Origin of the sequence: Kitasatospora terrestris (assembly GCF_039542905.1) — a bacterium.
Lineage (GTDB): Bacteria > Actinomycetota > Actinomycetes > Streptomycetales > Streptomycetaceae > Kitasatospora > Kitasatospora terrestris.
In genome coordinates, this window is sequence record NZ_BAABIS010000001.1 from 1,000,107 (window position 1) to 1,020,357 (window position 20,251).

Genomic DNA, 20,251 nt, shown 5'->3' on the forward strand with positions numbered 1-20,251 from the left:
CCTCCGGGTCTCGGACCTCAACGGGAGGGACGCTAGGAGCGGACTACCATGACTTCAAATGCACGTATCGCAAGAATAGATTGCAGCAGACACAATTCTGCAGGTGGGAGACCGAATCGTGGGTGCCGCGGCCCGGGACGTCGACCTGAATCTCCTCGTCGCGCTCGACGTCCTGCTCGACGAGTGCTCGGTCTCGGCCGCCGCCGACCGGCTCGGCCTGTCCGCACCCGCGATGAGCCGGACGCTCGCGCGGATCCGCACCGCGTTCGCCGATCCGATCCTGGTCCGCTCGGGGCGGTCCATGGTGCCGACGCCGCGGGCGGAGGCCGTGCACGCGGAGGTGAAGGCCCTCCTCGACCGCTCGCGCGCCCTGTTCGCCGAGGGCCGCCCGGTCGACCCGGCGCGGCTCGACCGGACGTTCACCGTCATCGCCAACGACCTGCTCGCCGGCACCCTCGCCACCCGCCTCCTCCCGCGCCTGCGGCAGACCGCGCCCGGCGTGACCGTCGTCCTGCTCTCCGAAGGGCCCCACCCCGACGACCTGGTCCTGCGCGAGGGAACGGCCGACCTGGAGGTCCGGGTGATCACCGCCCCGGCACCCGAGACCCGGATCGAGCCGCTGCTCGTCGACGAGATGGTCGCCGTCGTCCGCCCCGGCCACCCGCTCACCCCTGGCCCGCTCACCCCCGCCGCGCTCGCCGGCGCCCTGCACGTCACCCCGTCCCGGCGCGGTCGCCTGCGCGGACCGCTCGACGACGCGCTGGAGGCCGTCGGGCTGCGGCGGCGCGTGGTCGCGGCGATGCCGACCTTCGCCTCCGCGCTCCAACTCGTCGCCGCCTCCGACCTGGTGAGCCAGGTACCGGCCCGGACCGGGGCACCCCTGGTCGCCGCCCTCGGCCTCGTCCCGCTGCCGATTCCCCTGCCGCTGCCGCCCATCGACATCTCCATGGGCTGGCACCCGCGCAACGACAACGACCCGGCGCAGCGCTGGTTCCGCCGGCAGGTCCGATCCGCCCTCTCCGGCCTCGCCTGGGCGCCACCCGGCCGATGAGACCGGAGCGGCCCGCGGAGGACCGACCGAAACCCGCTTGCCCCGGTCTCCGCGCGCGCCCGAGGATCGGCACATGAACCACGTGATACGAGCCGTCACCGGCGAGGACTGGCAGCAGGTCAAGGAGCTGCGTCTGGAGGCCCTGCGGGATCCGGTCGCGGGAATCGCCTTCCTGGACACGTACGACAGCGCCGCCTCCAAGCCCGACGAGTTCTGGCGGGCGCGCGCGGCCGGTTCCCGCGGCGACATGATCGCGCAGCAGTTCGTCGCCGAGCGGACGGACGGCGGCTGGGACGGCTCGGTGACGGTCCTGATCGAGCGGGCCGGCCACCAGGACGTCCTGGGCGCGCCGACCGCCGTCGACCAGGCCCACCTGGTCGGCGTGTTCGTCCGCCCCGAGCAGCGCGGCACCGGCCTGGCCCGTGCCCTGTTCGACGCGGCGATCGCGTTCGCCCACGAGCTCGACGAGCCCGAGGTCTCCCGCGTCCGCCTGTACGTGCACCAGGACAACGAGCGGGCCGAGGCCTTCTACCGCAAGATCGGCTTCACCCGCAGCGGCCGCTCCGTCCCGGTCCCGGGCGACGAGTCGTCCGTCGAGCACGAACTCGTCCTCGATCAGTCCGTGACGGCACTCGCCTGAACCGTTCCCGCACCGCGTGTCAGCCGGTGGCGGCGGGGCCCGGGGGGAGTTGGACGGTCATGATCAGGTGGCAGGTCGCATCGCCCGCGCCGCGGTAGCCGTGGGGGGTGTCGCCGTCGAAGGTCGCGGTCTGGCCGGCGTGGACGGGGTGCTCGACGCCGTCGACGAGCAGGACCATCCGGCCGGCGGTGACGCTGACGGTCTCGACCACGCCGGCCTGGTGGGGGTGGCTCGGGTACTCCTCCCCCGGTTCCAGGCGCCAGCGCCAGATCTCCACCGGTACCGGGCCGGTGGTGGTGAGCAGCAGCCGGGCCTCGCTGCCCCGCGCCCCGGTCCAGAGCGGCGCGGTCGCGTCCTCCGCCACCACCCGGACGCGGCCCCCGGTGCGGCCCTGCATCAGGTCGGACACCGAGATGCCGAGGGTGTCGGCGAGCCGGACCAGGGTGGCCAGGTTGGGGTTGCCCTGGGCCCGTTCGAGTCCGACCAGCGCGCCCTTGCTGACCTGGGCCCGCCGGCTCAGTTCCTCCAGTGACAGCCCGGCCCGCAGCCGGGCGGACCGGACGTTGTACGCGACCGCGCGCAGCGCGGCGTCCGTCTCGCTCACCTGGCTGCCCCCTCCACGCCGCTCGACCAATTTAGTGCACCATCCAGGTCACTCCATTGGGCGAACCGGTCGATCCGTTGTACCGTTCAGTCGTTCCACTGTAACGCCGAAGGATCTGCCGTGATCGCTCTCCTGCTCGCCCTGGGCAGCTCCCTCGCCTACGGGTGCGCCGACTTCCTCGGCGGACTCGGCGCCCGCAAGGCGCACGTCCTGCGCACGGTGCTGATCGCCGCACCCGCCAGCCTCGCCGTCGAGCTGCTGATCTGGCCGTTCCTCGGGGCCGACTTCAGCGCCTCCGCGGTGGGCTGGGGAGCGGCCTCCGGCGCCGCCTCCGCCGCGGCGTTCGTCCTGCTGTACCGGACGCTCGCGCTCGGTCCGATGAACGTGCTCTCGCCGGTCACCGCGCTGGTCTCGGCAGCGCTGCCGGTCGCCGTCGGCCTGCTGCAGGGCGAACACCTCGGCACCGCCGGCGTCCTCGGCCTGGTCCTCGCGCTCTCGGCCGTCGTCCTGGTGAGCGCCGGCCCCGGGATCGGGGCGGCCCGCCCGTCGCGCACGGCGCTGCTGCTGGCCTTCGGCGCGGGCACGGCGATCGCACTGCAGTTGGTCTGCCTCGACCGGGCGCCCTCCGGCAGCGGCGTGGCCCCGCTGATCGTCGGCCGCGCGGTGTCCTCGGCCGTCACCCTGGCCGCCGCGCTCCTGCTGCGGCGCCGACTGGGCGAGGAGCGGCCCGCGTACGGCATCTCGGCGACAGCCGGCGTCCTGGACTCGGTCGCGAACCTGCTCTTCCTGCTCGCCGTCCGCGACGGCGACCTGACCGTCGTCGCCGTGATCACCGCGCTCTACCCCGCCGGCACCGTGCTGCTCGCCCGCAGCGTGCTCGGCGAACGCATCCACCGCAGCCAGCTCCTCGGCCTCGGCGTCGCCGCCGTCGCCGTCAGCCTGCTCGCCCTCGCCTGACGACCCCCTGGGAGCGGACCCCGCCATGCCGACGACCTTCCACCTGACGCCCGCCGTCGCCGCCGCCTTCCCCGACGCCCGGATCGCCCTGGTCACCGCCACCGGCCTGCGCGGCCACGAGCCCTGGCCGGCCACCGACGCCGCCCTCGCCGCGCTGGAGCGGCAGCTCGCGGACGGCTCCTGGCAGCCCGCCGGCGAGAGCGACCCGCGGATCGACGCCTGGCACACCGCCTACCGCTCCTTCGGCACCAACCCGCGCCGGATCCGGCCCAGCGTCGACGCGCTCGGACGCCGGCTCGCCAAGCAGGGCCTGCTGCCCCGGATCAACCCGGCCGTCGACTCCTACAACGCCGTCTCCGTCCGCCACGGCCTGCCCGCCGGGGCGTTCGACCTCGCGCACGTGACCGGCGGCGTCGTGATCCGCCCGGCCGACGGCACCGAGACCTTCACCCCGCTCGGCGAACCCGACACCGTCGAGCACCCCCGGCCCGGCGAGATCGTCTACGCCGACACCACCGGCGTGCTCACCCGCCACTGGAACCACCGCGACGCGCACCGCACCCGCGTCACCGCCGACTCCACGCACGTCACCTTCCTCCTGGAGACCCTCCACGCCGACCGCGACGGCCACCACCTCGCCGCCGCCGCCGACGAGCTGCGGGCGCTCCTGGCCCCGCACGGCGACGGCACCGCCGTCGCCCACCTCAGCGCGGACAGCCCCGACGTCACCGTGTGAACCGGGGCCGCCGAGCGGCCTGCGGGTTACGCCTCCGGCTCCCACTCCTTCAGCGGGTCGAAGAGCCGGGGATCGCCCTCCGGCTCCAGCCGGTCCAGCGGGATGCGCCCGCGCAGGGCGAGGACCAGGTCGACGGCCGGGCAGCTCGGCACCTGCGCGTCCAGGCCCGGCGCGGGGCCGACCGCGGCACGGAGGGCGGCCGATCGTCCGTCGGTCAGCCGCAGCAGCAAGGGGAGTCCGAGCGTTGTCGTCGCCACCTCGGCTGTCACCACCGACCGCTGGCAGGCCGCACAGGGCCATTCGCCCGCCCCGCCCGGCGTACGCCGCCCGTCCGGGTGGTCCTCGACCGGGACGACCGGGCGTCGCCGCAGGTTCGCCGCCCGCCCCGCTCATGGTGGACGGTGCCGGAGCCGCCCCCGGCGGCCCGCACCGGCCGACCGGGACTGCCGAGAGGACCCGCCGCCCATGCCTCCCGCCCCTCGCAAGAAGGCCACCACCCGTACCAGGAAGACCACCGCCGCCGCACCCGCCGCGGTCGCCGCACCCGTTGGACGGTTCCCCAGCGGCGAGCAGCTCCGCGTGCTGGAGGACGAGTGGGGGCTGCGCCCCGCCGTCGACCCGGAGTCGCTGGCGCTGCGCCTGGACCGCCACCTGGCGACCGTCCCCGCTCCGCCCGCCGCCGTCCGCGCGGCCGGGCCCGACGGCGCGCCGACCGTCCCGGTGGCGGAGGTGCGCCGCTGGCTGGTGCAGCTGACGGGCAGCCTCTCCCGCGTCCGGGTCGACCACCGGCGGCTCGACCAGGCCGCGAAGGACCGCTTCAACAAGGCGCTGAAGGATGCCCACGCCGACCACTCGTACCAGCCGTTCGCGGCGATCCACGCCGACATGGGCCACCTGATGCACTCGATGATGGGCCCGATCGGCACCCAGCGCTTCCTGCCCTGGCACCGCCTGTACACGCTGCGCTGCGAGGACCTGCTGCGGCGCAAGCAGCCCGGACTGACCATCCCGTACTGGGACTACGCCACCGACCACCACCGCCCGGACTGGGTGTGGCAGCCGCCGGGCGTGCAGCGCGGCGTCCCCGGCGCGGCGGGCGACCACCTGCCCACGCAGGCGGTGATCGACGGCCTGCAGCACCGCCGCACCTACACCGGGTTCACCTCGCACCTGGAGACGGACGCCCACAACAACGTCCACAACTGGTGCAACGGCACCATCAGCGACCCGATGACCGCCACCCAGGACCCGATCTTCTGGCTGCTGCACGCCAACGTCGACCGGGTCTGGGACCACTGGCAGCTCACCCACTCCGGGCGCCCGTCCCTCTCCGGAACGGACGCCGTCCTCGACCCGTGGCAGCCGACCACGGCCGCCCAGGTCGACGACATCACACCGCTCGGCTACTCGTACGGCTGACGCCGGAGGCCGACCTCAGTAGGTGATCAGGCCCGGGTCGGAGAGGCCCGGGGCGCCGGTCTCGACGTGTCCGGCGAGGCGGCGGACGAAGTCGGTGGTGACGTTGGAGGTGATGGTGACGTCGTACCAGTTGCGGCAACCGGCCAGTGAGAGCGTCAGGTTGACGGTGGTGCCCTTGCGGACGGTGACGGCCTGCGGGGTGCCGGCGTAGGCGTTGGTGACGGTGAGGACGGCGTCGGCGCCGGCCGGGTTGGTGAAGGTCAGGTCGAGGTTGCCGGTGGCGGCGTTGTGGCGGGCGACGACCTCGGGGCCGGCGGTCTTGCCGGGGTTGCGGAAGCGCCGCAGGAAGCCGTTCGGCCCGTGCACGGTCAGGTCGGTGACACCCTTGGAGTACGTGGTGTTCCAGCTGTCGCCGATGGTCTTGCCGGCTTCGGTGGTGTAGGTCCACGGGCCGTCGGTGCGGTTCGAGGAGGTCACCAGGAACTGGCCGCCCGCGGCCGCGCCCGCGCTGAAGGTCAGCGCGTACTTGCCGGTGCTGATGTTGGCCGCACCGTCCACGTACGGCGCGTACTTGAGCGGGCGGGTGGGCTTGCTGCCCGCCTCCTGCTTGGGCATGGTGCCGGTCGCCGGCGGGGTCGGCACGTAGTCGGGGTGCCGGTTCCTGTCCTTCGGCGCGTACGCGGCCACCGAGGGCAGCGCGGCCACGGCCGCGTCGGACGTGGTGAAGTCGAAGGCCGAGGTCAGGTCGCCGCAGATTGCGCGGCGCCAGGGCGAGATGTTCGGCTCGGCGACGCCGAAGCGCCGCTCCATGAACCGGATGATCGAGGTGTGGTCGAAGGTCTCCGAGCAGGTGAAGCCGCCCTTGCTCCACGGCGAGACCACGATCATCGGCACCCGCTGCCCGAGCCCGTACGCACCGGCCGCGTAACTCGCGTTACCCGCGAACCAGTCCGCGCCGGTGGCGACTGTCGACAGGCCCTGGTTCGCGGAGGACGGCGGGAACGGCGGCACGACGTGGTCGAAGAAGCCGTCGTTCTCGTCGTAGGTGATGAACAGCGCGGTCTTCGCCCACACGTCCGGGTTGGAGGTGAGGGCGTCCAGCACCTGCGACACGTACCAGGCGCCGTAGTTGGCGGGCCAGTTCGGGTGCTCGGTGAACGCCTCGGGCGCGGCGATCCAGGAGATCTTCGGCAGCGTGCCGGCCTGCACGTCGCGCCGCAGGACGTCGAACAGGCCCTCGCCCGCCTTCGCATTGGTGCCGGTGCGGGCCTTCTCGTACAGCGGGCTGCCGGGCTGGGCGTTGCGGTAGGTGTTGAAGTAGAGCAGCGAGTTGTCGCCGTAGTTGCCGCGGTAGGCGTCGTTGATCCAGCCCCAGGAGCCGGCCGCGTTCAGGCCGTCGCCGATGTCCTGGTAGATCTTCCACGACACCCCGGCCTGCTCCAGCCGCTCGGGGTAGGTCATCCAGCCGTAGCCGGCCTCCTGGTTGCCCAGGACCGGGCCGCCGCCCACCCCGTCGTTGCCGGTGTAGCCCGTCCACATGTAGTAGCGGTTCGGGTCGGTCGAGCCGATGAACGAGCAGTGGTAGGCGTCGCAGATGGTGAAGGCGTCCGCCAGCGCGTAGTGGAACGGGATGTCCTGGCGCGTCAGGTACGCCATGGTGGTGGCGGTCTTGGCGGGCACCCACTGGTCGTACTTGCCGTTGTTGAACGCCCTGTGGCCGCCCGCCCAGTCGTGGTTCAGGTCCTGGACGAACTGCAGGCCCAGGTCGTCGACCTGCGGCCGGAACGGCAGGATCTCCTTGCTGCCGCTGTCCTTCTGGTACCAGACCGGCTTGCCGCTGGGCTGCGTCACCGGGCGGGGGTCGCCGAAGCCGCGGACGCCCTTCATCGCGCCGAAGTAGTGGTCGAAGGACCGGTTCTCCTGCATCAGCACGACGATGTGCTCGACGTCCTGGATCGTGCCGGTGACCCCGGCCGGGGCGATCGCCTGGGCCCGCGCGATGCTCTGCGACAGCGCGGAGAACGCCACGGTGGCACCGGCGAGTTGGAAGAAGCGACGACGGTTCAGATCAGCCATGGATGCGATCGACCTTTGAACGTGGCTATGGAGAGGGTGAGTTGAACTGATCAAAGCTGCATCGTTCATCTACTGTTCAATCAGTTCTGCGCAAACGTGCCAGTCATGACAGCGGCGCGTCAAGAGTCGCGTCGGGCAGAACTCACCTCGGACGGATCTGCCCGTTCTCGAAGTACGCGGTGAGCTCCCGGTCCAGCGGCGGGATGTCGTACGGCCGGCCGCCGTCGCGCAGCGAGCAGGTGGCCATGTAGCCGGCGGCGACCGCCATCCGGGCGGCGAGCGGGGAGGTGTCGGTGCGGCCGCCGTGGCGGACGAAGCGGGCGAACTCCTCGACGATGGCGACGTCGCTGCCGCCGTGGGTGCCGTGCGCCTCCTTCACCCGGTAGGTGGCGTCGCCCTCGGCCCGGTAGCCGCTCGGGCCGCTGTTCCACACCCGCACCAGCGCGCCGGGGTCGTCACCGAAGTTCTCCAGCCGTCCCTCGGTGCCGATCACGGTGTAGTTGCGCACGTAGTCCGGGCTGAAGTGGCACTGCTGGTAGGCGGCGATCACGCCGTTGTCCAGGCGCATGTTCATCACCGAGACGTCCTCGACGTCGATCCGGTGGTTGAGGTCGCGCCGCTCGGTCGGCGGCCAGGCGAACTCCTTCAGCCAGCCCTCGGGGCGCGGGGTGCCGGGCTCGCGGCGCGGGAGGTCGCCGTAGAGCATCAGGTCGCCGAAGGCGTTGACCCGCTCGGTGTAGCCGCCCGCCAGCCAGTGCACCACGTCCAGGTCGTGCGCGGCCTTCTGCAGCAGTAGCCCGGTGGTGCGCTCCCGTTCGGCGTGCCAGTCCTTGAAGTAGTAGTCGCCGCCGTAGCCGACGAAGTGGCGCACCCAGACGGTCTTCGGCTCGCCGATGTCGCCGCGTTCGATGATCTCGCGCATCTGCCGGACCACGCCCATGTGCCGCATGTTGTGCCCGACGTACAGGCGGGTACCGCTCTCGTGGGCGGCGCGCAGGATGTTGTCGCAGCCCTCGATCGTGATGTGCATGGGCTTTTCGAGGTAGACAGGCTTTCCGGCCCGCAGGCAGTCGACGGCGATGCGCTCGTGGGTGTCGTCGGGGGTGACGACCAGGATCGCGTCGACGTCCTCGCGCTCCAGCAGGTCGCGGTAGTCGGCGCAGGTGTCGTCGACGCCGAGGCGTGCGGCCGCCCGCCCGAGCGCGGCCGGGTCGGTGTCGCACAGGGCGGCCACCGCGGTTCCGCGGCCGGGCCGGTGGGCGGCGAGGGGCAGCGAGAGCCGCAGGCCCAGGCCGATGACGCCGAGGCGCAGGTCGTCCACTCGGTGGTGTCCCTTCAGGTGAAAACGTTTGGTGGATGGTCACTTGGAGCCGGTGAAGGCGATGCCCTCGGTGATCCGGCGCTGGGCGGCGATGAACATCACGATCATCGGCAGGCTGGCCAGCAGGGAGCCGGCCATCAGGACGGGGTAGTCGGTGACGTGCTCGCCCTGGAGGGTGGCGAGGCCGACCGACAGCGGCATCCGGTCGGCGTCGCTGGTGACCACGAGGGGCCAGAGCAGGTCGTTCCACGACCAGAGGACGGTGAGCACGCCGAGCGAGATCAGTCCGGGCCGGGCGAGCGGCAGCACGATCGACCAGAACACCCGGAGCGGGCCGGCGCCGTCCAGCCGGGCGGCCTCCTCGATGTCGCGCGGCAGGGAGAGGAAGAACTGGCGGAGCATGAAGGTGCCGAAGGCGCTGAACATCCCGGGCAGCACGATGCCGGTGAGGGTGTTGAGCAGCCCGAGGTTCATCACCATCCGGTACTGCGGCAGCAGGTAGAGCTGGCCGGGCACCATCAGCACGGAGAGGATCACCAGGAACAGCGCGTCCCGGCCGGGGAAGCGCATCCGGGCGAAGGCGTACGCCGCCATCGAGCAGAAGAGCAGCTGGGTGAGGACCCGGACGACCGTGATCAGCACGGTGTTGCCGAACTGCGCGAGGAACGGGGTGGAGCGGAACACCTCCGCGTAGTTGGACCAGTGCCACCCGGGGACGAAGGTGGGCGGCACGCTGGTCGCCTCGCCGAAGGTCTGCAGCGAGGTGAGCAGTTGCCAGAAGAACGGCGCCACCATGGCCGCCGCGCCGACCGCGAGCACCACGTGGACCGGCCAGAGCCGCTGCTGCCTACTCATAGTGGACCCACTTCTTCTGCAGTCGGAACTGGACCGCGGTGAGCAGCAGCAGGACGGCCATCAGCACGACCGCGACGGCGGAGGCCATGCCCTGCCGGTTGTCCAGGAAGGCGTCCTCGTAGAAGAGGTAGGCGACGGTCTTGCTGCCCGCCAGCGCGGGGTTGGACTTGCCGAGCATCATCAGCACGGTGTCGAACATCTGCAGGCCGCCGATCACCGACAGCACCGAGACGAAGAAGATGCTCGGGCTGAGCAGCGGAAGGGTGACGGCGAAGAACTGCCGGACGCGGCCGGCGCCGTCGATCGCGGCGGCCTCGTAGTAGTGCCGGGGGATGGACTTGAGCCCGGCGGAGAAGATGATCATGTTGTAGCCGAGCGAGGCCCAGACCCCGACCACGGCCATCGCGTAGACGGTGAACCGCTCGTCCGACACCCAGTGCGGGCCGTCCACGCCGACCAGCGACAGCAGGTAGTTGATCAGTCCGTAGTCGCCGTTGTAGAGCCACCGCCAGACCATCGCCACCGCCGCCGGCATGGAGACCACGGGCAGGAAGTAGAGCGTGCGGTACAGCGCCACGTGCCGGTCGCGGACCTGGTTGAGCAGGGCCGCCAGCACCACCGAGAGCGGGACGGCCAGCAGCACCAGCAGCGAGTAGCGCAGGGTGTTCCAGGCGGCCTTCGGCAGCTCGGGGTCGGACAGGAAGTCCCGGTAGTTGGCGGTGCCCACCCACCGCTGGCCGCCGAAGGCGCCCCACTCGGTGAAGCTGAAGTACACCGACTGGGCGATCGGCCAGAGGTAGAACACCCCGAGACCGGCCAGCAGCGGGAGGACCATCAGGTAGCCCCAGACCCACTCCCGGGGGTGGCCGCCGGCCCGGCTGCGACGAGGGCGGGGCCCCGCCGCGGCCGGGGCGGCGGCGGGGGTCGCTTCGATCGTGGCCACCGGCTACTCCTTGGCCAGTGCGGCGTTCATGGTGGCGGCCATCTGCGCGGCCGCGCTGTCTAGGTCCTGCTGGCCGGCCCACACCTTGTCGAGCAGCGCCTGGGTGTCCTTGCTCCAGGCCGAGGTGTTCTTGGAGACCGGGTACGGCACGGCATTCTGCAACTCGTCGACGAAAATCTGCAGGTTGAACTGCGGGGTCGACTTCACCCAGGTGTCGGCCAGGCCCTCGTACGCCGGGATGACCGTGCCGGTGGAGGCCTGGATCTCGTTGGCCTCGCGGCCGCCGAGGAACTTCACGAACTCCCAGGCGGCGGCCGCGTGCTTGGTCTTCGCGTAGATCACGTTGCCGAGGCCGTTGACCACGGTGGCCCGGCCCTTCGGCCCGGCCGGCAGCGGCGCCACGTCGGCGACCAGGCCGGGGGCGTTCTTGTAGGTGAGGGTGTCCCAGTCGCCGTCGGTGAACATCGCCACCTTGCCGGAGGCGAACAGCTGCGAGGGGTCGGTGTCGGTCATCTGCTGCGCGGTCGGCGAGGTCTTGTACTTGGTGACGAAGTCGAGCGCGTACCGCAGGCCCTCGACGGACGCCGGGTCGGCGAGGCCGGACGTCTTCCTGTCCGCGGAGATCACGTGGCCGCCGGCCTGGTGGATGGTGTTGTACAGGTTCTCCTGCGTCCAGGAGGGGGAGGCGATGCCCCAGACGCCCTTGGCCGGGTCGGTCAGCTTCTGCGAGGCGTCGATGACGTCCTGCCAGGTCCAGCTCGCGTCCGGGTACTTCACCCCGGCGGCGTCGAAGAGCTTCTTGTTGTACCAGAGGCCGATGGTGTCGTAGTCCTTCGGCATGCCGTACTGCTTGCCGCCGAGGGTGTAGATGTCGTTGAGCGCCTTGGCGAACTTCCCGCTGTCGAAGCCGGGCCGGTCGGAGAGCGGCAGCAGCTGGCCCTGGTCGGCGTAGAGGCCGATCCGGGTGGAGCTCATCCAGAACACGTCCGGCGCGGAGCCGGAGGCGGCCGCGGTCTGCAGCTTGGTCCAGTAGTCGGCGCTCGGGGTGAGCTGGATGCTGACCCTGATGTCCGGGTGGGCGACCTGGAAGGCGTCCACGATCTTCTGCATCGCGGGCTGCTGGTTGGCGTCCCAGATGCCGTACGTGAGGGTCACCGGGCCGGCGGCCTTGCCGTCCTGGCCGGACGGGGTCGAGTCGGACGAGCAGCCGGCGACCCCGGCCACCAGCAGTCCGGCGCACAGCAGCGCCGACACCCTTCTGATCATCTTCGGTCCTCTCCGCGGGTGGTTGCGGTTGCGTGGAGGGGACACTAGCGCGCATTAATGCTTACTTCTAGCGTTAATCGAGCATCAATGAGCGCACGAGACCGGAACGTGACCCTGCACGGCGAGGTCCGCCCTTCGTTTTGATCAGAGACGGTGAAAAATCGGTGGCAGGACTCAGGCGAGGAGCAGGCGCTCGGCGTGGTCGAGGGCGAAGCGGACCGCACCGACGCAGACCGCGTCGCTGCCCAGCTCGGAGACCACGACCTCCGGCGGGTACAGGCACACACTTTCCAGGTACCGGCGGACCGGCCCGGCCAGCAGCTCGCCGGCCCGGGCCAGGCTGCCGCCGATCACCACCAGCTCCGGATCCAGCGGCGTCACCAGGGTGACCAGCCCCTCGGCCAGGCCGGTCGCGAAGGCCTCCACCGCGTCCGCCGCCCGCGCGTCGCCCGCCCGGGCCCGCTCCAGCGCGAACAGCGCCGCCTGCAAAGGCGCCCGCAGCTCGCCGGGGTCGGCGGAGAGGGCGAAGTCGAGCACGTGGTGGAAGGCGCTCCAGCGGCTGTTCGGCTGCCCGCCGAGCTCCCCGGCCGCAGCGTGGGAGCCCCGGTGCGGGACGCCGCCGAGCAGGAGCCCCAGGCCGATCCGGCTGCCCGTGTGCAGGTAGATGACGTCCCGTCGGCCGCGGGCGGCGCCCTGCCAGTGCTCGGCCAGGACGGCCAGCCGCATGTCGTTCTCGACCCGCAGCGGCACCGGGATCCGGGCGGCGAGCTCCTGCTGCAGGCGGACACCCGTCCAGTCCTCCAGCACCACGCTCTTCACCACCCGGCCCTCGCCGTCGATCACCCCGGTGGTGCCGACGCCGACCGCGGTCAGCGCCCCGGCGGTCAACCCCGCCTCGGCGCAGGCCCGTTCGACCAGGTCCACCACCGCCGCCAGGCGGCGCGCGGAGGGCAGGTCGGACGGCAGGCTCTCGGCGGCGCGCGCCACCACCCGGCCGTTGAGGTCCGCCACCATGGCCAGCACCCCGGTGGCTCCGACGCTCACGCCCGCCACGTGCCCGGCTTCGCCCCGGAAGGCGAACCGGCGTGCCGGGCGGCCCCGCAGGCCGTCCGAGGGCACGACCTCCTCGGCCCAGCCGTCGCGCAGCAGTGTCTCGACGATGCCGTCGGCGGTGGCGCGGGAGAGCTGTGCGGCCTTGGCCAGCTCGGCCAGCGTCGCGCTCTCCGTCCCGCGCAGCGCCCGCAGGACCGCGACCTGGTTGAGCCGCCGCAGGAAACTCCCGTCGCCGCTCGCCTGTCGCACCGGTCCTCCTCGCGCCCGTGCCGGCGTCCGGGACGGACCGCCGCGCCCGAACGATCCTATGCGCGTAGCGCGGGCCGCCCGCGGAGGGTGGGGCGGGCACCACCTTTTGCGCTCGCAATGCTCGATTGTGCGTGAAGAGTGGCAGTATTGCGCGAGATCGATCAAACGGCGTAGGGTTTCGAACCGTCCGGCCGGTGGGCGGCGGACCAGACGAGGAGTGCGCGTTGAGCAACGAGAGCCTGGCCAATCTGCTCAAGGAGGAGCGGCGTTTCGCCCCGCCCGCGGAGCTGGCCGCTTCGGCCAACGTCACCGCGGACGCCTACACCCGGGCCTTGGAGGACCGGCTCGCGTTCTGGGCCGAGCAGGCCCGGCGCCTGGACTGGGCGGTGGAGCCCACCGAGACCCTGGACTGGTCCAACCCGCCGTTCGCGAAGTGGTTCGCCGACGGCAGGCTCAACGTCGCCCACAACTGCGTCGACCGCCACGTCGAGGCCGGCCACGGCGACCGGGTCGCCATCCACTTCGAGGGCGAACCCGGCGACAGCCGCACCATCACCTACGCCCAGCTCAAGGACGAGGTCTCCAAGGCCGCCAACGCCCTGACCGCCCTCGGCGTCACCACCGGCGACCGCGTCGCCGTCTACCTCCCCATGATCCCCGAAGCCGTCATCTCGATGCTCGCCTGCGCCCGCATCGGCGCCGCCCACTCCGTGGTCTTCGGCGGCTTCTCCGCCGACGCGGTGGCCTCCCGGATCGCCGACGCCGACGCCAAACTGGTGATCACCGCGGACGGCGGCTACCGCCGCGGCAAGCCCTCCGCGCTCAAGCCCGCCATCGACGAGGCCCTGACCAAGGTCGACGGCGTCCAGAGGGTCCTGGTCGTGCGCCGCACCGGCCAGCAGGTGGCCTGGACCGAGGGCCGCGACGTGTGGTGGCACGAGCTGGTCGACACCCAGAGCCCCGAACACACCGCCCAGGCGCACGACGCCGAGCAGCCGCTGTTCATCCTCTACACCTCCGGCACCACCGGCAAGCCCAAGGGCATCCTGCACACCTCCGGCGGCTACCTCACCCAGACCGCCTACACCCACCACGCGGTGTTCGACCTGAAGCCGGAGTCGGACGTGTACTGGTGCACCGCCGACATCGGCTGGGTGACCGGCCACTCCTACATCACCTACGGCCCGCTGGCCAACGGCGCGACCCAGGTGATCTACGAGGGCACCCCCGACACCCCGCACCAGGGCCGGTTCTGGGAGATCGTCCAGAAGTACAAGGTCACCATCCTCTACACCGCCCCCACCGCGATCCGCACCTTCATGAAGTGGGGCGACGACATCCCGGCCCGCTTCGACCTGTCCAGCCTGCGGATCCTCGGCTCGGTCGGCGAGCCGATCAACCCCGAGGCCTGGATCTGGTACCGCGAGCACATCGGCGCCGGCAAGACCCCGATCGTCGACACCTGGTGGCAGACCGAGACCGGCGCCATGATGATCAGCCCCCTGCCCGGCGTCACCCACACCAAGCCCGGCTCCGCCCAGCGGCCGCTGCCCGGCATCGCCGCCACCGTCGTCGACGACAACGCCGCCGAGGTCCCCGACGGCTCCGGCGGCTACCTCGTCCTCACCGAGCCCTGGCCCTCCATGCTGCGCACCGTCTGGGGCGACGACCAGCGCTACATCGACACCTACTGGTCCCGCTTCGAGGGCAAGTACTTCGCCGGCGACGGCGCCAAGAAGGACCAGGACGGCGACATCTGGCTGCTCGGCCGGGTCGACGACGTCATGCTCGTCTCCGGCCACAACATCTCCACCACCGAGGTCGAGTCCGCGCTGGTCGGCCACCCCGCCGTCGCCGAGTCCGCCGTCGTCGGCGCCACCGATGCCACCACCGGCCAGGCCATCGTCGCGTTCGTCATCCTGCGCGGCACCGCCACCCCCGACGACGACCTCGTCACCGACCTGCGCAACCACGTCGGCAAGACCCTCGGCCCGATCGCCAAGCCCAAGCAGATCAAGATCGTCGCCGAACTCCCCAAGACCCGCTCCGGCAAGATCATGCGCCGCCTGCTCCGCGACATCGCCGAAGGCCGCGAGGTCGGCGACACCACCACCCTCGCCGACTCCACCGTCATGAACCTCATCCAGGCCCAACTCCCCACCACCGACAACAAGAGCTGACACACCACCAGACCGGACTGCCGCCGGCCGGCCCTGACATCGGGCCGGCGGCAGTCCACCAGCTCCCACCCGCGGCCGGGGGCCGCCACTCGGCATGCGACGGTCCGGTCCCCGGCCGCGGTGGGACGTCCGGACGGTGGCCGGTGAGGGTCGGCCGACCGTTCGCCCGGCGCTGCCGGTGTCCCCTCCAACTCCCGGGACACCGGCAGCGTGTCCCCGCCCCACACGACTTCCCGCCCGGCCCGTACCCGGCAGCAGCCGCCACGACGACGTGGCGGAACGCCGGAGCGTCCGGGCCGCGCGGGAGGCCGGAGCGTCCGCCGAAGAGGGTCGGCGGGGTCTCCGCACGCCGTCGGGCGCCGTTCTGCACCAACGGCGCCCGACGGCGCATCAGCCGGGACCGCCGCAGCACGCCGTCGGCGGCGAAATGGTCCGGACTCGCTTCCGTAACGCGCCCGCCGTACGGCGGGGCCAGGATGTCCCCCAGTCCACCGCGGGAGGCGAGTCGGGACGCCTCCGGCAGAGAGGTCAGGTCAGGGCCTGATGACGGTACAGGAACTGGGGCCGAACCCGGCCGACGTCCAGTCGCTCCGCGCGGAGCTGGACGAACTGCTGCGGGCCCGGCAGTTCGCGGCGCAGCGGGAGCGACGGCTCACCGAGGCCGTCCGCGCCGACTACGCCCAAGCGCCGGCGTCGGCCGACCAGGAGCTCCTGCGGCAACTCGCCCAGGCCCGGACCCTGCGCGAAGGGCTGGGCGTGCGGTGCCTCGAACTCAGCGACCGGCTGCTCGCGCTGGAGGACCGGCTGCAGTCCGAGCGGCACTCCTCCGCCCGCTCCACCGCCGAGGCCGGCCACCGGCACCCGTCGGCTGCCGGGCCCGCACCACACTCTCCCGCCGCGCCGACTGCCGGCGCGACAACCGGCCGGGCGGCCCGCCCCGCACAGCCCGCCCGCAAACGCCCCACCGGGGCCCGCTTCGGTGGCGTCCACCAGTACGAGCCCGAAGTCGAGCCCGTCCTCCCCCCGGTCGCGGCCCAGCCCCTGCGCGGCGCCCGGTTCGGCGGCGTCCAGGCCGCGCCCCCGGACGCGCAGCACGCCGACGCCGCGCCCCGTCCCCCCGGCGCACTCCCAGCGGACGCGGACCGCCCCGAACCGGCCGCGCCGGCGGCCCCGCTGCGTTCACCCGGTGAACTCACCGCGCTCGCCCAGCGGGTGGGCGAGCTCCACCGCCGGGGCGCGGCCCACGAATCGGCGGCCGTCGTCGCCCAGGCGGCCGTGACCCTGGCCCCCGCCGACGTGGCGAGGCTGGTCGCGCTGCTGCGCGCCGGCGGCCCGGCGGGCTCGGCCGGCTACCTGGCCCGGTCGGTCGCCCACAGCTCCGCCGGACAGGCGGCCGGAACGCTCGCCGAACTGCGCCGGACCGGGCAGACGGACGAGGCCGCCGCGCTGTTCCACGCGCTGTGGTCGACCCCGGCAGTCGCGCTGCCCGCCCTGCTGACCGCCCTGGAGAGCACCGGTCAATCGGCGGACGGGCAGACCCTGCTCTGGGAATGGGCATCCGCACCGGCGCCCGAACTGGCCGAACTCGCCCTGCGGCTCTGGGAATCGGGCCGCGCCGCAGACGTCCGCAGCCTGCTCCGGCAGGCGGCCGGGCGCCCCACCGCCGACGTCGCGGCAGTGGTCCTGGCGCTGGACCGCACGCTCGCCCTCGGCCTGGTCGGCGAGGTGGTGCGACTCCGTCAGGCCGCCGACATCGGCGCCCTCGCGGCGCAGGTGCACGCCGATGCCGAGCTGTACGGTGCCCTGCTCGCCGCCGTCGTGGCCCAGGACGAGAGCCGCGCCCGCAGCGCACTCGCCGCCCTCCGCGCGCACGGCCTGCCGACCGATCCCCTGCCCCGCACCCGCAGCCGCTCCCGCCGCTGACCTGGAGGGACGGGCCCCTGTACCGCCCCGTACCGCCCCCGGCCCGGCGGGGCCGTCGTCAGGAGGACCGGGCCCCGCTGTGTTCGGCGGCGTTGCGGAACTGGAGGGCCAGTGCCCCCGCCTCCTGGATGCCGGTGGCGTCGGCGGCCACCACGGTGCCCGCGGCGCCGGCGTCCTCCCAGCGGCAGATGACGAAGTTGCCGTTCTGTGAGTGGCCGCAGCGCATCAGCCCGCCGAGCGGGCCGGGGTCGACGTCTTCGGCGTCCTCGACCTTGGCGCCGGCGAAGAAGTCGGTGAAGAGCTGGTCCAGCGAGTGCTTGGCCTTTTCGGCGGCGCCTGCCGGATCCCAGGCGTTCGTCGACGCGGTGAAGATCAGGTTCGGTTCCGTCGCGCCCGGCGTCGTCGAGTAGTACCAGAGGTGCTCCCCGGTCCGGGCCGGCCGCTTGGCGATGAGCCGGGCCGCGGCCTCGCCGGTGATCAGGTGGTAGCCCGCGACGGTGTCGGGGGCGTCGACGGTCCGATCGGTCGGCCCGGTCGAGGCGGCCGCCCCGTACGGCGACTCGCGCCGCAGGTCCAGGATGAGCTCGGTCGCCGAGAGGGCGCAGGCCGCCGCCGTGATCAGCACCAGCAGGAGCCGGCGCCTCTTCCGCGCCACGGTGACCCGGGGCAGGTCGGCGGGCATCAGCGCGACCGGGTTGCGCCATTTACGGGTGAGCACCCAGGCGAGGGCGATGCCGGCGGCCAGGACGATGATCTGGCCGACGATCCGTCCGTTCAGGTAGGCCGTGGAATGGGTGTCGATCGTGAGGAGCATGCGCGGCACCCTAGTGGCAACACGTGCACGTACGACTCGGATCTTCCGCGGACGATCATCCTGAATCAGGACCAATCGCCCGCGAATGAACGTGAATTCGTTATGCGGTGGCGCAATGACCGGCAGGCCCGGGGCGGGCAGCGCCGTTGTGGCGGTGCCCGCACCGGGCCGGGGGGTCACCTGTCCGCCGTGCGGGGCGGGCAGGTGGTCACGGGGTGGGCGGGGTGGCGAAGGGGGCGCTCCAGGTCTGGTTGGCCTGGTGGGTGCCGCAGGTGTAGGTGGCGACGGCCTTGGTCTTGTCGTTGACGGCGCCGCCGGCGATGTCGGCGCAGACGCCGCCCGCCTTGAGCTGGCCGGCCAGGGTGTACGTCCAGATCTGCTTGGTGTCACCGCTGCTGCAGGTGCGCAGCTTCAGGCCGGTGGACTCGCCGGAGAGGCAGAGGCCGGGCGAGGCGAGCGAGGTGATCTGGCCGTTGGTCTGGCGCTGCCACTGCTGGTTGTTGCCGCTGTGGCAGTCCCAGAGACCGACGGTGGCGCCGTTGGTGGCGCCGTTGTAGGCGTCGAGGCAGTAGGCGTAGGCCTGGAAGCCGGGCTGGGCGGCCTGGATCTGGCCGGTGGGCAGTGCGGCGCCGCAGCTGCCGGGGGCGATGGTGTACATCGCGTTGTCGTGGGCGCCGATGGTGGTGGTGAGGGAGCCGGTGACCTGCGAGGTGGTGTGGTTCCACAGGTCCTTGGCGGTGCGCGAGCAGCCGGTGTTGGTGAAGCCGACGCGGGCGAGGTCGAGCGTGAAGCTGGTCGCGGTGGCGTTCTTGTTGACGACGACCACGGCGCGCGAGCCGTCGGCGAGGGGCTTGACGACGACCTCGGTGCCGGCGGTGGTGGTGGCGCCGTCGCGGGCGGCGAGGTAGCCGCCGGCGGTGGTGTCCTGGTCGACGGCGATGATGTCGGCGTTCTTGAGGATGTTCAGCTGCGGCGCGTAGGTGACCGGGTCGGCGGCCATCTTGCGGACGTCGCTGGTGATCATCAGCGGCGAGCCCATCGCCGACCAGAGCGCGAACTGGCTGCGCTGCTCGGCGAGGGTGAGCTGGTTGTTGTCGCCGATCAGCAGCATGTCGGCGTCGTTGTGGTTGCCGGGGCCGTTGTAGCGGGCGATGGAGACGGTGTCCTCGAAGTTCTGGAGGATTCCGCCCTCGTAGTAGTCGGCGCCGTGCTGCCAGTCCCAGCCGGTGTTCGGCTGGTTGGCGTGCCAGACCTGGATGTCGGGGCTGACCCGCCACATCTGGCCCAGGCCCCGGACCCATTCCAGGGAGTTGTACTTCTCGGCGCTGGTCGGGCCGTACCCGGCGGGCGCGGACTCGTTGAAGAGGATCTTGCGCGTCTTGTTGGCGGTGGCGGTGCCGAGCGCGTTGGCGAAGGTGGTGAACTCGGTCTGGCGGTTGCTCTGGTTGGTGCCGCAGTTGTCGAGCTTGATGGAGTCAATGCCCCAGTACGCCAGCGAGTTGGCGTCGGCCTGCTCGTGGCCCATGACGCCGCCGGGCACGCCCTGGCAGGTGTTGACGCCGGAGGTGCTGTAGAGGCCGGCCTCCATGCCCTGGCTGTGCACGTAGTTCGCGTAGTCCGTCAGCTCCCAGTCGAAGCCCGGCTGGGAGCTGCTCCCCCAGTTCGCGGCGCCGTGCAGGTAGCCGGCGCTGGTGCGCTGCATCCAGCAGTCGTCGACCGTCAGGTTGGTGTAGCCGGCGGCGACCAGGCCGGTGTCCTTCATGGCCTTGGCCTGGTCCTGCATGAACTGCTGGAAGGAGTACCCGTCACGGGTGCCGTCCAGGCGGGCCTGGGCGGCGCAGGTGAAGCGGGCCCAGTTGTTGAAGCCCATCATCGGCTTCGCCCCCACCGGGGTGCTGGTGTTGGCGGCGGTGCTGTCAGCCCTGGCCGGGGTGTCGAAGGACGAGACGAGGCCGGCGGTGAGGACCGCGACCGAACAGATTCCGGCCATGCGGTGGTGCCATCTCATGCTGCTCCCAAGCGTACATGTGTGCTTGATTTTGATTCGAACGAGCGTGAATCAATCAGTTTTGAGCAAGGGTTGGGCAGCGGGCGGGCCCGCGTCAAGAGGCGTGACACGACGGATTTCGTCGAGCCCCTGCGTAAAACGCGGAACGGGACCCGC

At 72.0% G+C, this 20,251-nt stretch carries 17 protein-coding genes; 7 read left to right on the forward strand and 10 right to left on the reverse strand.

All coding sequences use genetic code 11. From position 1 onward, the window contains the following. The first annotated feature begins 103 nt into the window (after positions 1-103). Together ABEB06_RS04860 and ABEB06_RS04865 are read left to right on the forward strand one after the other, a co-directional pair. Positions 104-1,051, forward strand: coding sequence for a LysR family transcriptional regulator (locus tag ABEB06_RS04860; protein ID WP_345695532.1), 948 nt, complete (start codon positions 104-106; stop codon positions 1,049-1,051). A gap of 73 nt (positions 1,052-1,124) precedes the next feature. Beyond that, positions 1,125-1,691, forward strand: a complete 567-nt coding sequence (locus ABEB06_RS04865) for a GNAT family N-acetyltransferase (RefSeq protein WP_345695533.1) — start codon at positions 1,125-1,127, stop codon at positions 1,689-1,691. A 19-nt stretch (positions 1,692-1,710) separates the two neighbouring features. Here the strand turns inward: ABEB06_RS04865 and ABEB06_RS04870 are convergent, their stop codons facing one another. Further along, complete coding sequence (locus tag ABEB06_RS04870) at positions 1,711-2,295, reverse strand: helix-turn-helix domain-containing protein (RefSeq protein ID WP_345695534.1); 585 nt, start codon at positions 2,293-2,295, stop codon at positions 1,711-1,713. A 120-nt stretch (positions 2,296-2,415) separates the two neighbouring features. Between ABEB06_RS04870 and ABEB06_RS04875 the strand changes: the two genes are divergently transcribed. Beyond that, a complete protein-coding gene (locus ABEB06_RS04875) occupies positions 2,416-3,252 on the forward strand; it encodes an EamA family transporter (protein WP_345695535.1) in 837 nt (278 codons plus the stop codon). 25 nt (positions 3,253-3,277) lie between these two features. Then, the gene (locus tag ABEB06_RS04880; protein ID WP_345695536.1) at positions 3,278-3,988 is read left to right on the forward strand and encodes a B3/B4 domain-containing protein; all 711 of its coding nucleotides are present in this window, start codon (positions 3,278-3,280) and stop codon (positions 3,986-3,988) included. Between the two features lie 26 nt (positions 3,989-4,014). Here the strand turns inward: ABEB06_RS04880 and ABEB06_RS04885 are convergent, their stop codons facing one another. Beyond that, on the reverse strand, positions 4,015-4,245 hold the full coding sequence (locus ABEB06_RS04885) for a hypothetical protein (RefSeq protein WP_345702121.1): 231 nt from the start codon (positions 4,243-4,245) through the stop codon (positions 4,015-4,017). A gap of 208 nt (positions 4,246-4,453) precedes the next feature. On the opposite strand from ABEB06_RS04885, the gene ABEB06_RS04890 reads away from it, so the two are divergent. Next, positions 4,454-5,407, forward strand: a complete 954-nt coding sequence (locus tag ABEB06_RS04890) for a tyrosinase family protein (RefSeq protein ID WP_345695537.1) — start codon at positions 4,454-4,456, stop codon at positions 5,405-5,407. 15 nt (positions 5,408-5,422) lie between these two features. Here ABEB06_RS04890 and ABEB06_RS04895 read toward each other — a convergent pair whose 3' ends face one another. From ABEB06_RS04895 to ABEB06_RS04920, 6 genes are all read right to left on the reverse strand, one after another. Further along, positions 5,423-7,483, reverse strand: coding sequence for a phosphocholine-specific phospholipase C (locus tag ABEB06_RS04895; protein ID WP_345695538.1), 2,061 nt, complete (start codon positions 7,481-7,483; stop codon positions 5,423-5,425). 142 nt (positions 7,484-7,625) lie between these two features. Further along, complete coding sequence (locus ABEB06_RS04900; RefSeq protein WP_345695539.1) at positions 7,626-8,804, reverse strand: Gfo/Idh/MocA family protein; 1,179 nt, start codon at positions 8,802-8,804, stop codon at positions 7,626-7,628. A 39-nt stretch (positions 8,805-8,843) separates the two neighbouring features. Continuing rightward, a complete protein-coding gene (locus ABEB06_RS04905) occupies positions 8,844-9,659 on the reverse strand; it encodes a carbohydrate ABC transporter permease (RefSeq protein ID WP_345695540.1) in 816 nt (271 codons plus the stop codon). Further along, entirely contained in the window at positions 9,652-10,602 is a 951-nt protein-coding gene (locus ABEB06_RS04910; RefSeq protein WP_345695541.1) for a carbohydrate ABC transporter permease, read from the reverse strand. The genes ABEB06_RS04905 and ABEB06_RS04910 overlap by 8 nt, the downstream gene beginning before the upstream one ends. Positions 10,603-10,605: 3 nt before the next feature. After that, positions 10,606-11,868 carry an ABC transporter substrate-binding protein gene (locus tag ABEB06_RS04915; RefSeq protein ID WP_345695542.1) on the reverse strand — a complete coding sequence of 421 codons (1,263 nt, stop codon included), beginning with the start codon at positions 11,866-11,868 and terminating at the stop codon, positions 10,606-10,608. 174 nt (positions 11,869-12,042) lie between these two features. Then, the gene (locus ABEB06_RS04920) at positions 12,043-13,170 is read right to left on the reverse strand and encodes an ROK family transcriptional regulator (RefSeq protein ID WP_345695543.1); all 1,128 of its coding nucleotides are present in this window, start codon (positions 13,168-13,170) and stop codon (positions 12,043-12,045) included. A gap of 224 nt (positions 13,171-13,394) precedes the next feature. On the opposite strand from ABEB06_RS04920, the gene acs reads away from it, so the two are divergent. Continuing rightward, positions 13,395-15,350, forward strand: a complete 1,956-nt coding sequence (acs, locus tag ABEB06_RS04925) for an acetate--CoA ligase (protein ID WP_345695544.1) — start codon at positions 13,395-13,397, stop codon at positions 15,348-15,350. A gap of 543 nt (positions 15,351-15,893) precedes the next feature. Next, a complete protein-coding gene (locus ABEB06_RS04930) occupies positions 15,894-17,273 on the forward strand; it encodes a hypothetical protein (RefSeq protein ID WP_345695545.1) in 1,380 nt (459 codons plus the stop codon). A gap of 58 nt (positions 17,274-17,331) precedes the next feature. Here the strand turns inward: ABEB06_RS04930 and ABEB06_RS04935 are convergent, their stop codons facing one another. After that, the gene (locus ABEB06_RS04935) at positions 17,332-18,087 is read right to left on the reverse strand and encodes a hypothetical protein (protein WP_345695546.1); all 756 of its coding nucleotides are present in this window, start codon (positions 18,085-18,087) and stop codon (positions 17,332-17,334) included. 208 nt (positions 18,088-18,295) lie between these two features. Next, positions 18,296-20,095, reverse strand: coding sequence for a ricin-type beta-trefoil lectin domain protein (locus tag ABEB06_RS04940; protein ID WP_345695547.1), 1,800 nt, complete (start codon positions 20,093-20,095; stop codon positions 18,296-18,298). Positions 20,096-20,251 lie beyond the last annotated feature (156 nt).

What these genes read in the sequence shown, in the direction of transcription:
- ABEB06_RS04940 (WP_345695547.1), bottom strand. Translation starts at nt 20,095, where the DNA reads ATGAGATGGCACCACCGCATGGCCGGAATCTGTTCGGTCGCGGTCCTC.
- ABEB06_RS04880 (WP_345695536.1), top strand. Translation starts at nt 3,278, where the DNA reads ATGCCGACGACCTTCCACCTGACGCCCGCCGTCGCCGCCGCCTTCCCC.
- ABEB06_RS04890 (WP_345695537.1), top strand. Translation starts at nt 4,454, where the DNA reads ATGCCTCCCGCCCCTCGCAAGAAGGCCACCACCCGTACCAGGAAGACC.
- ABEB06_RS04905 (WP_345695540.1), bottom strand. Translation starts at nt 9,659, where the DNA reads ATGAGTAGGCAGCAGCGGCTCTGGCCGGTCCACGTGGTGCTCGCGGTC.
- ABEB06_RS04915 (WP_345695542.1), bottom strand. Translation starts at nt 11,868, where the DNA reads ATGATCAGAAGGGTGTCGGCGCTGCTGTGCGCCGGACTGCTGGTGGCC.
- ABEB06_RS04865 (WP_345695533.1), top strand. Translation starts at nt 1,125, where the DNA reads ATGAACCACGTGATACGAGCCGTCACCGGCGAGGACTGGCAGCAGGTC.
- ABEB06_RS04935 (WP_345695546.1), bottom strand. Translation starts at nt 18,087, where the DNA reads ATGCTCCTCACGATCGACACCCATTCCACGGCCTACCTGAACGGACGG.
- ABEB06_RS04930 (WP_345695545.1), top strand. Translation starts at nt 15,894, where the DNA reads ATGACGGTACAGGAACTGGGGCCGAACCCGGCCGACGTCCAGTCGCTC.
- ABEB06_RS04895 (WP_345695538.1), bottom strand. Translation starts at nt 7,483, where the DNA reads ATGGCTGATCTGAACCGTCGTCGCTTCTTCCAACTCGCCGGTGCCACC.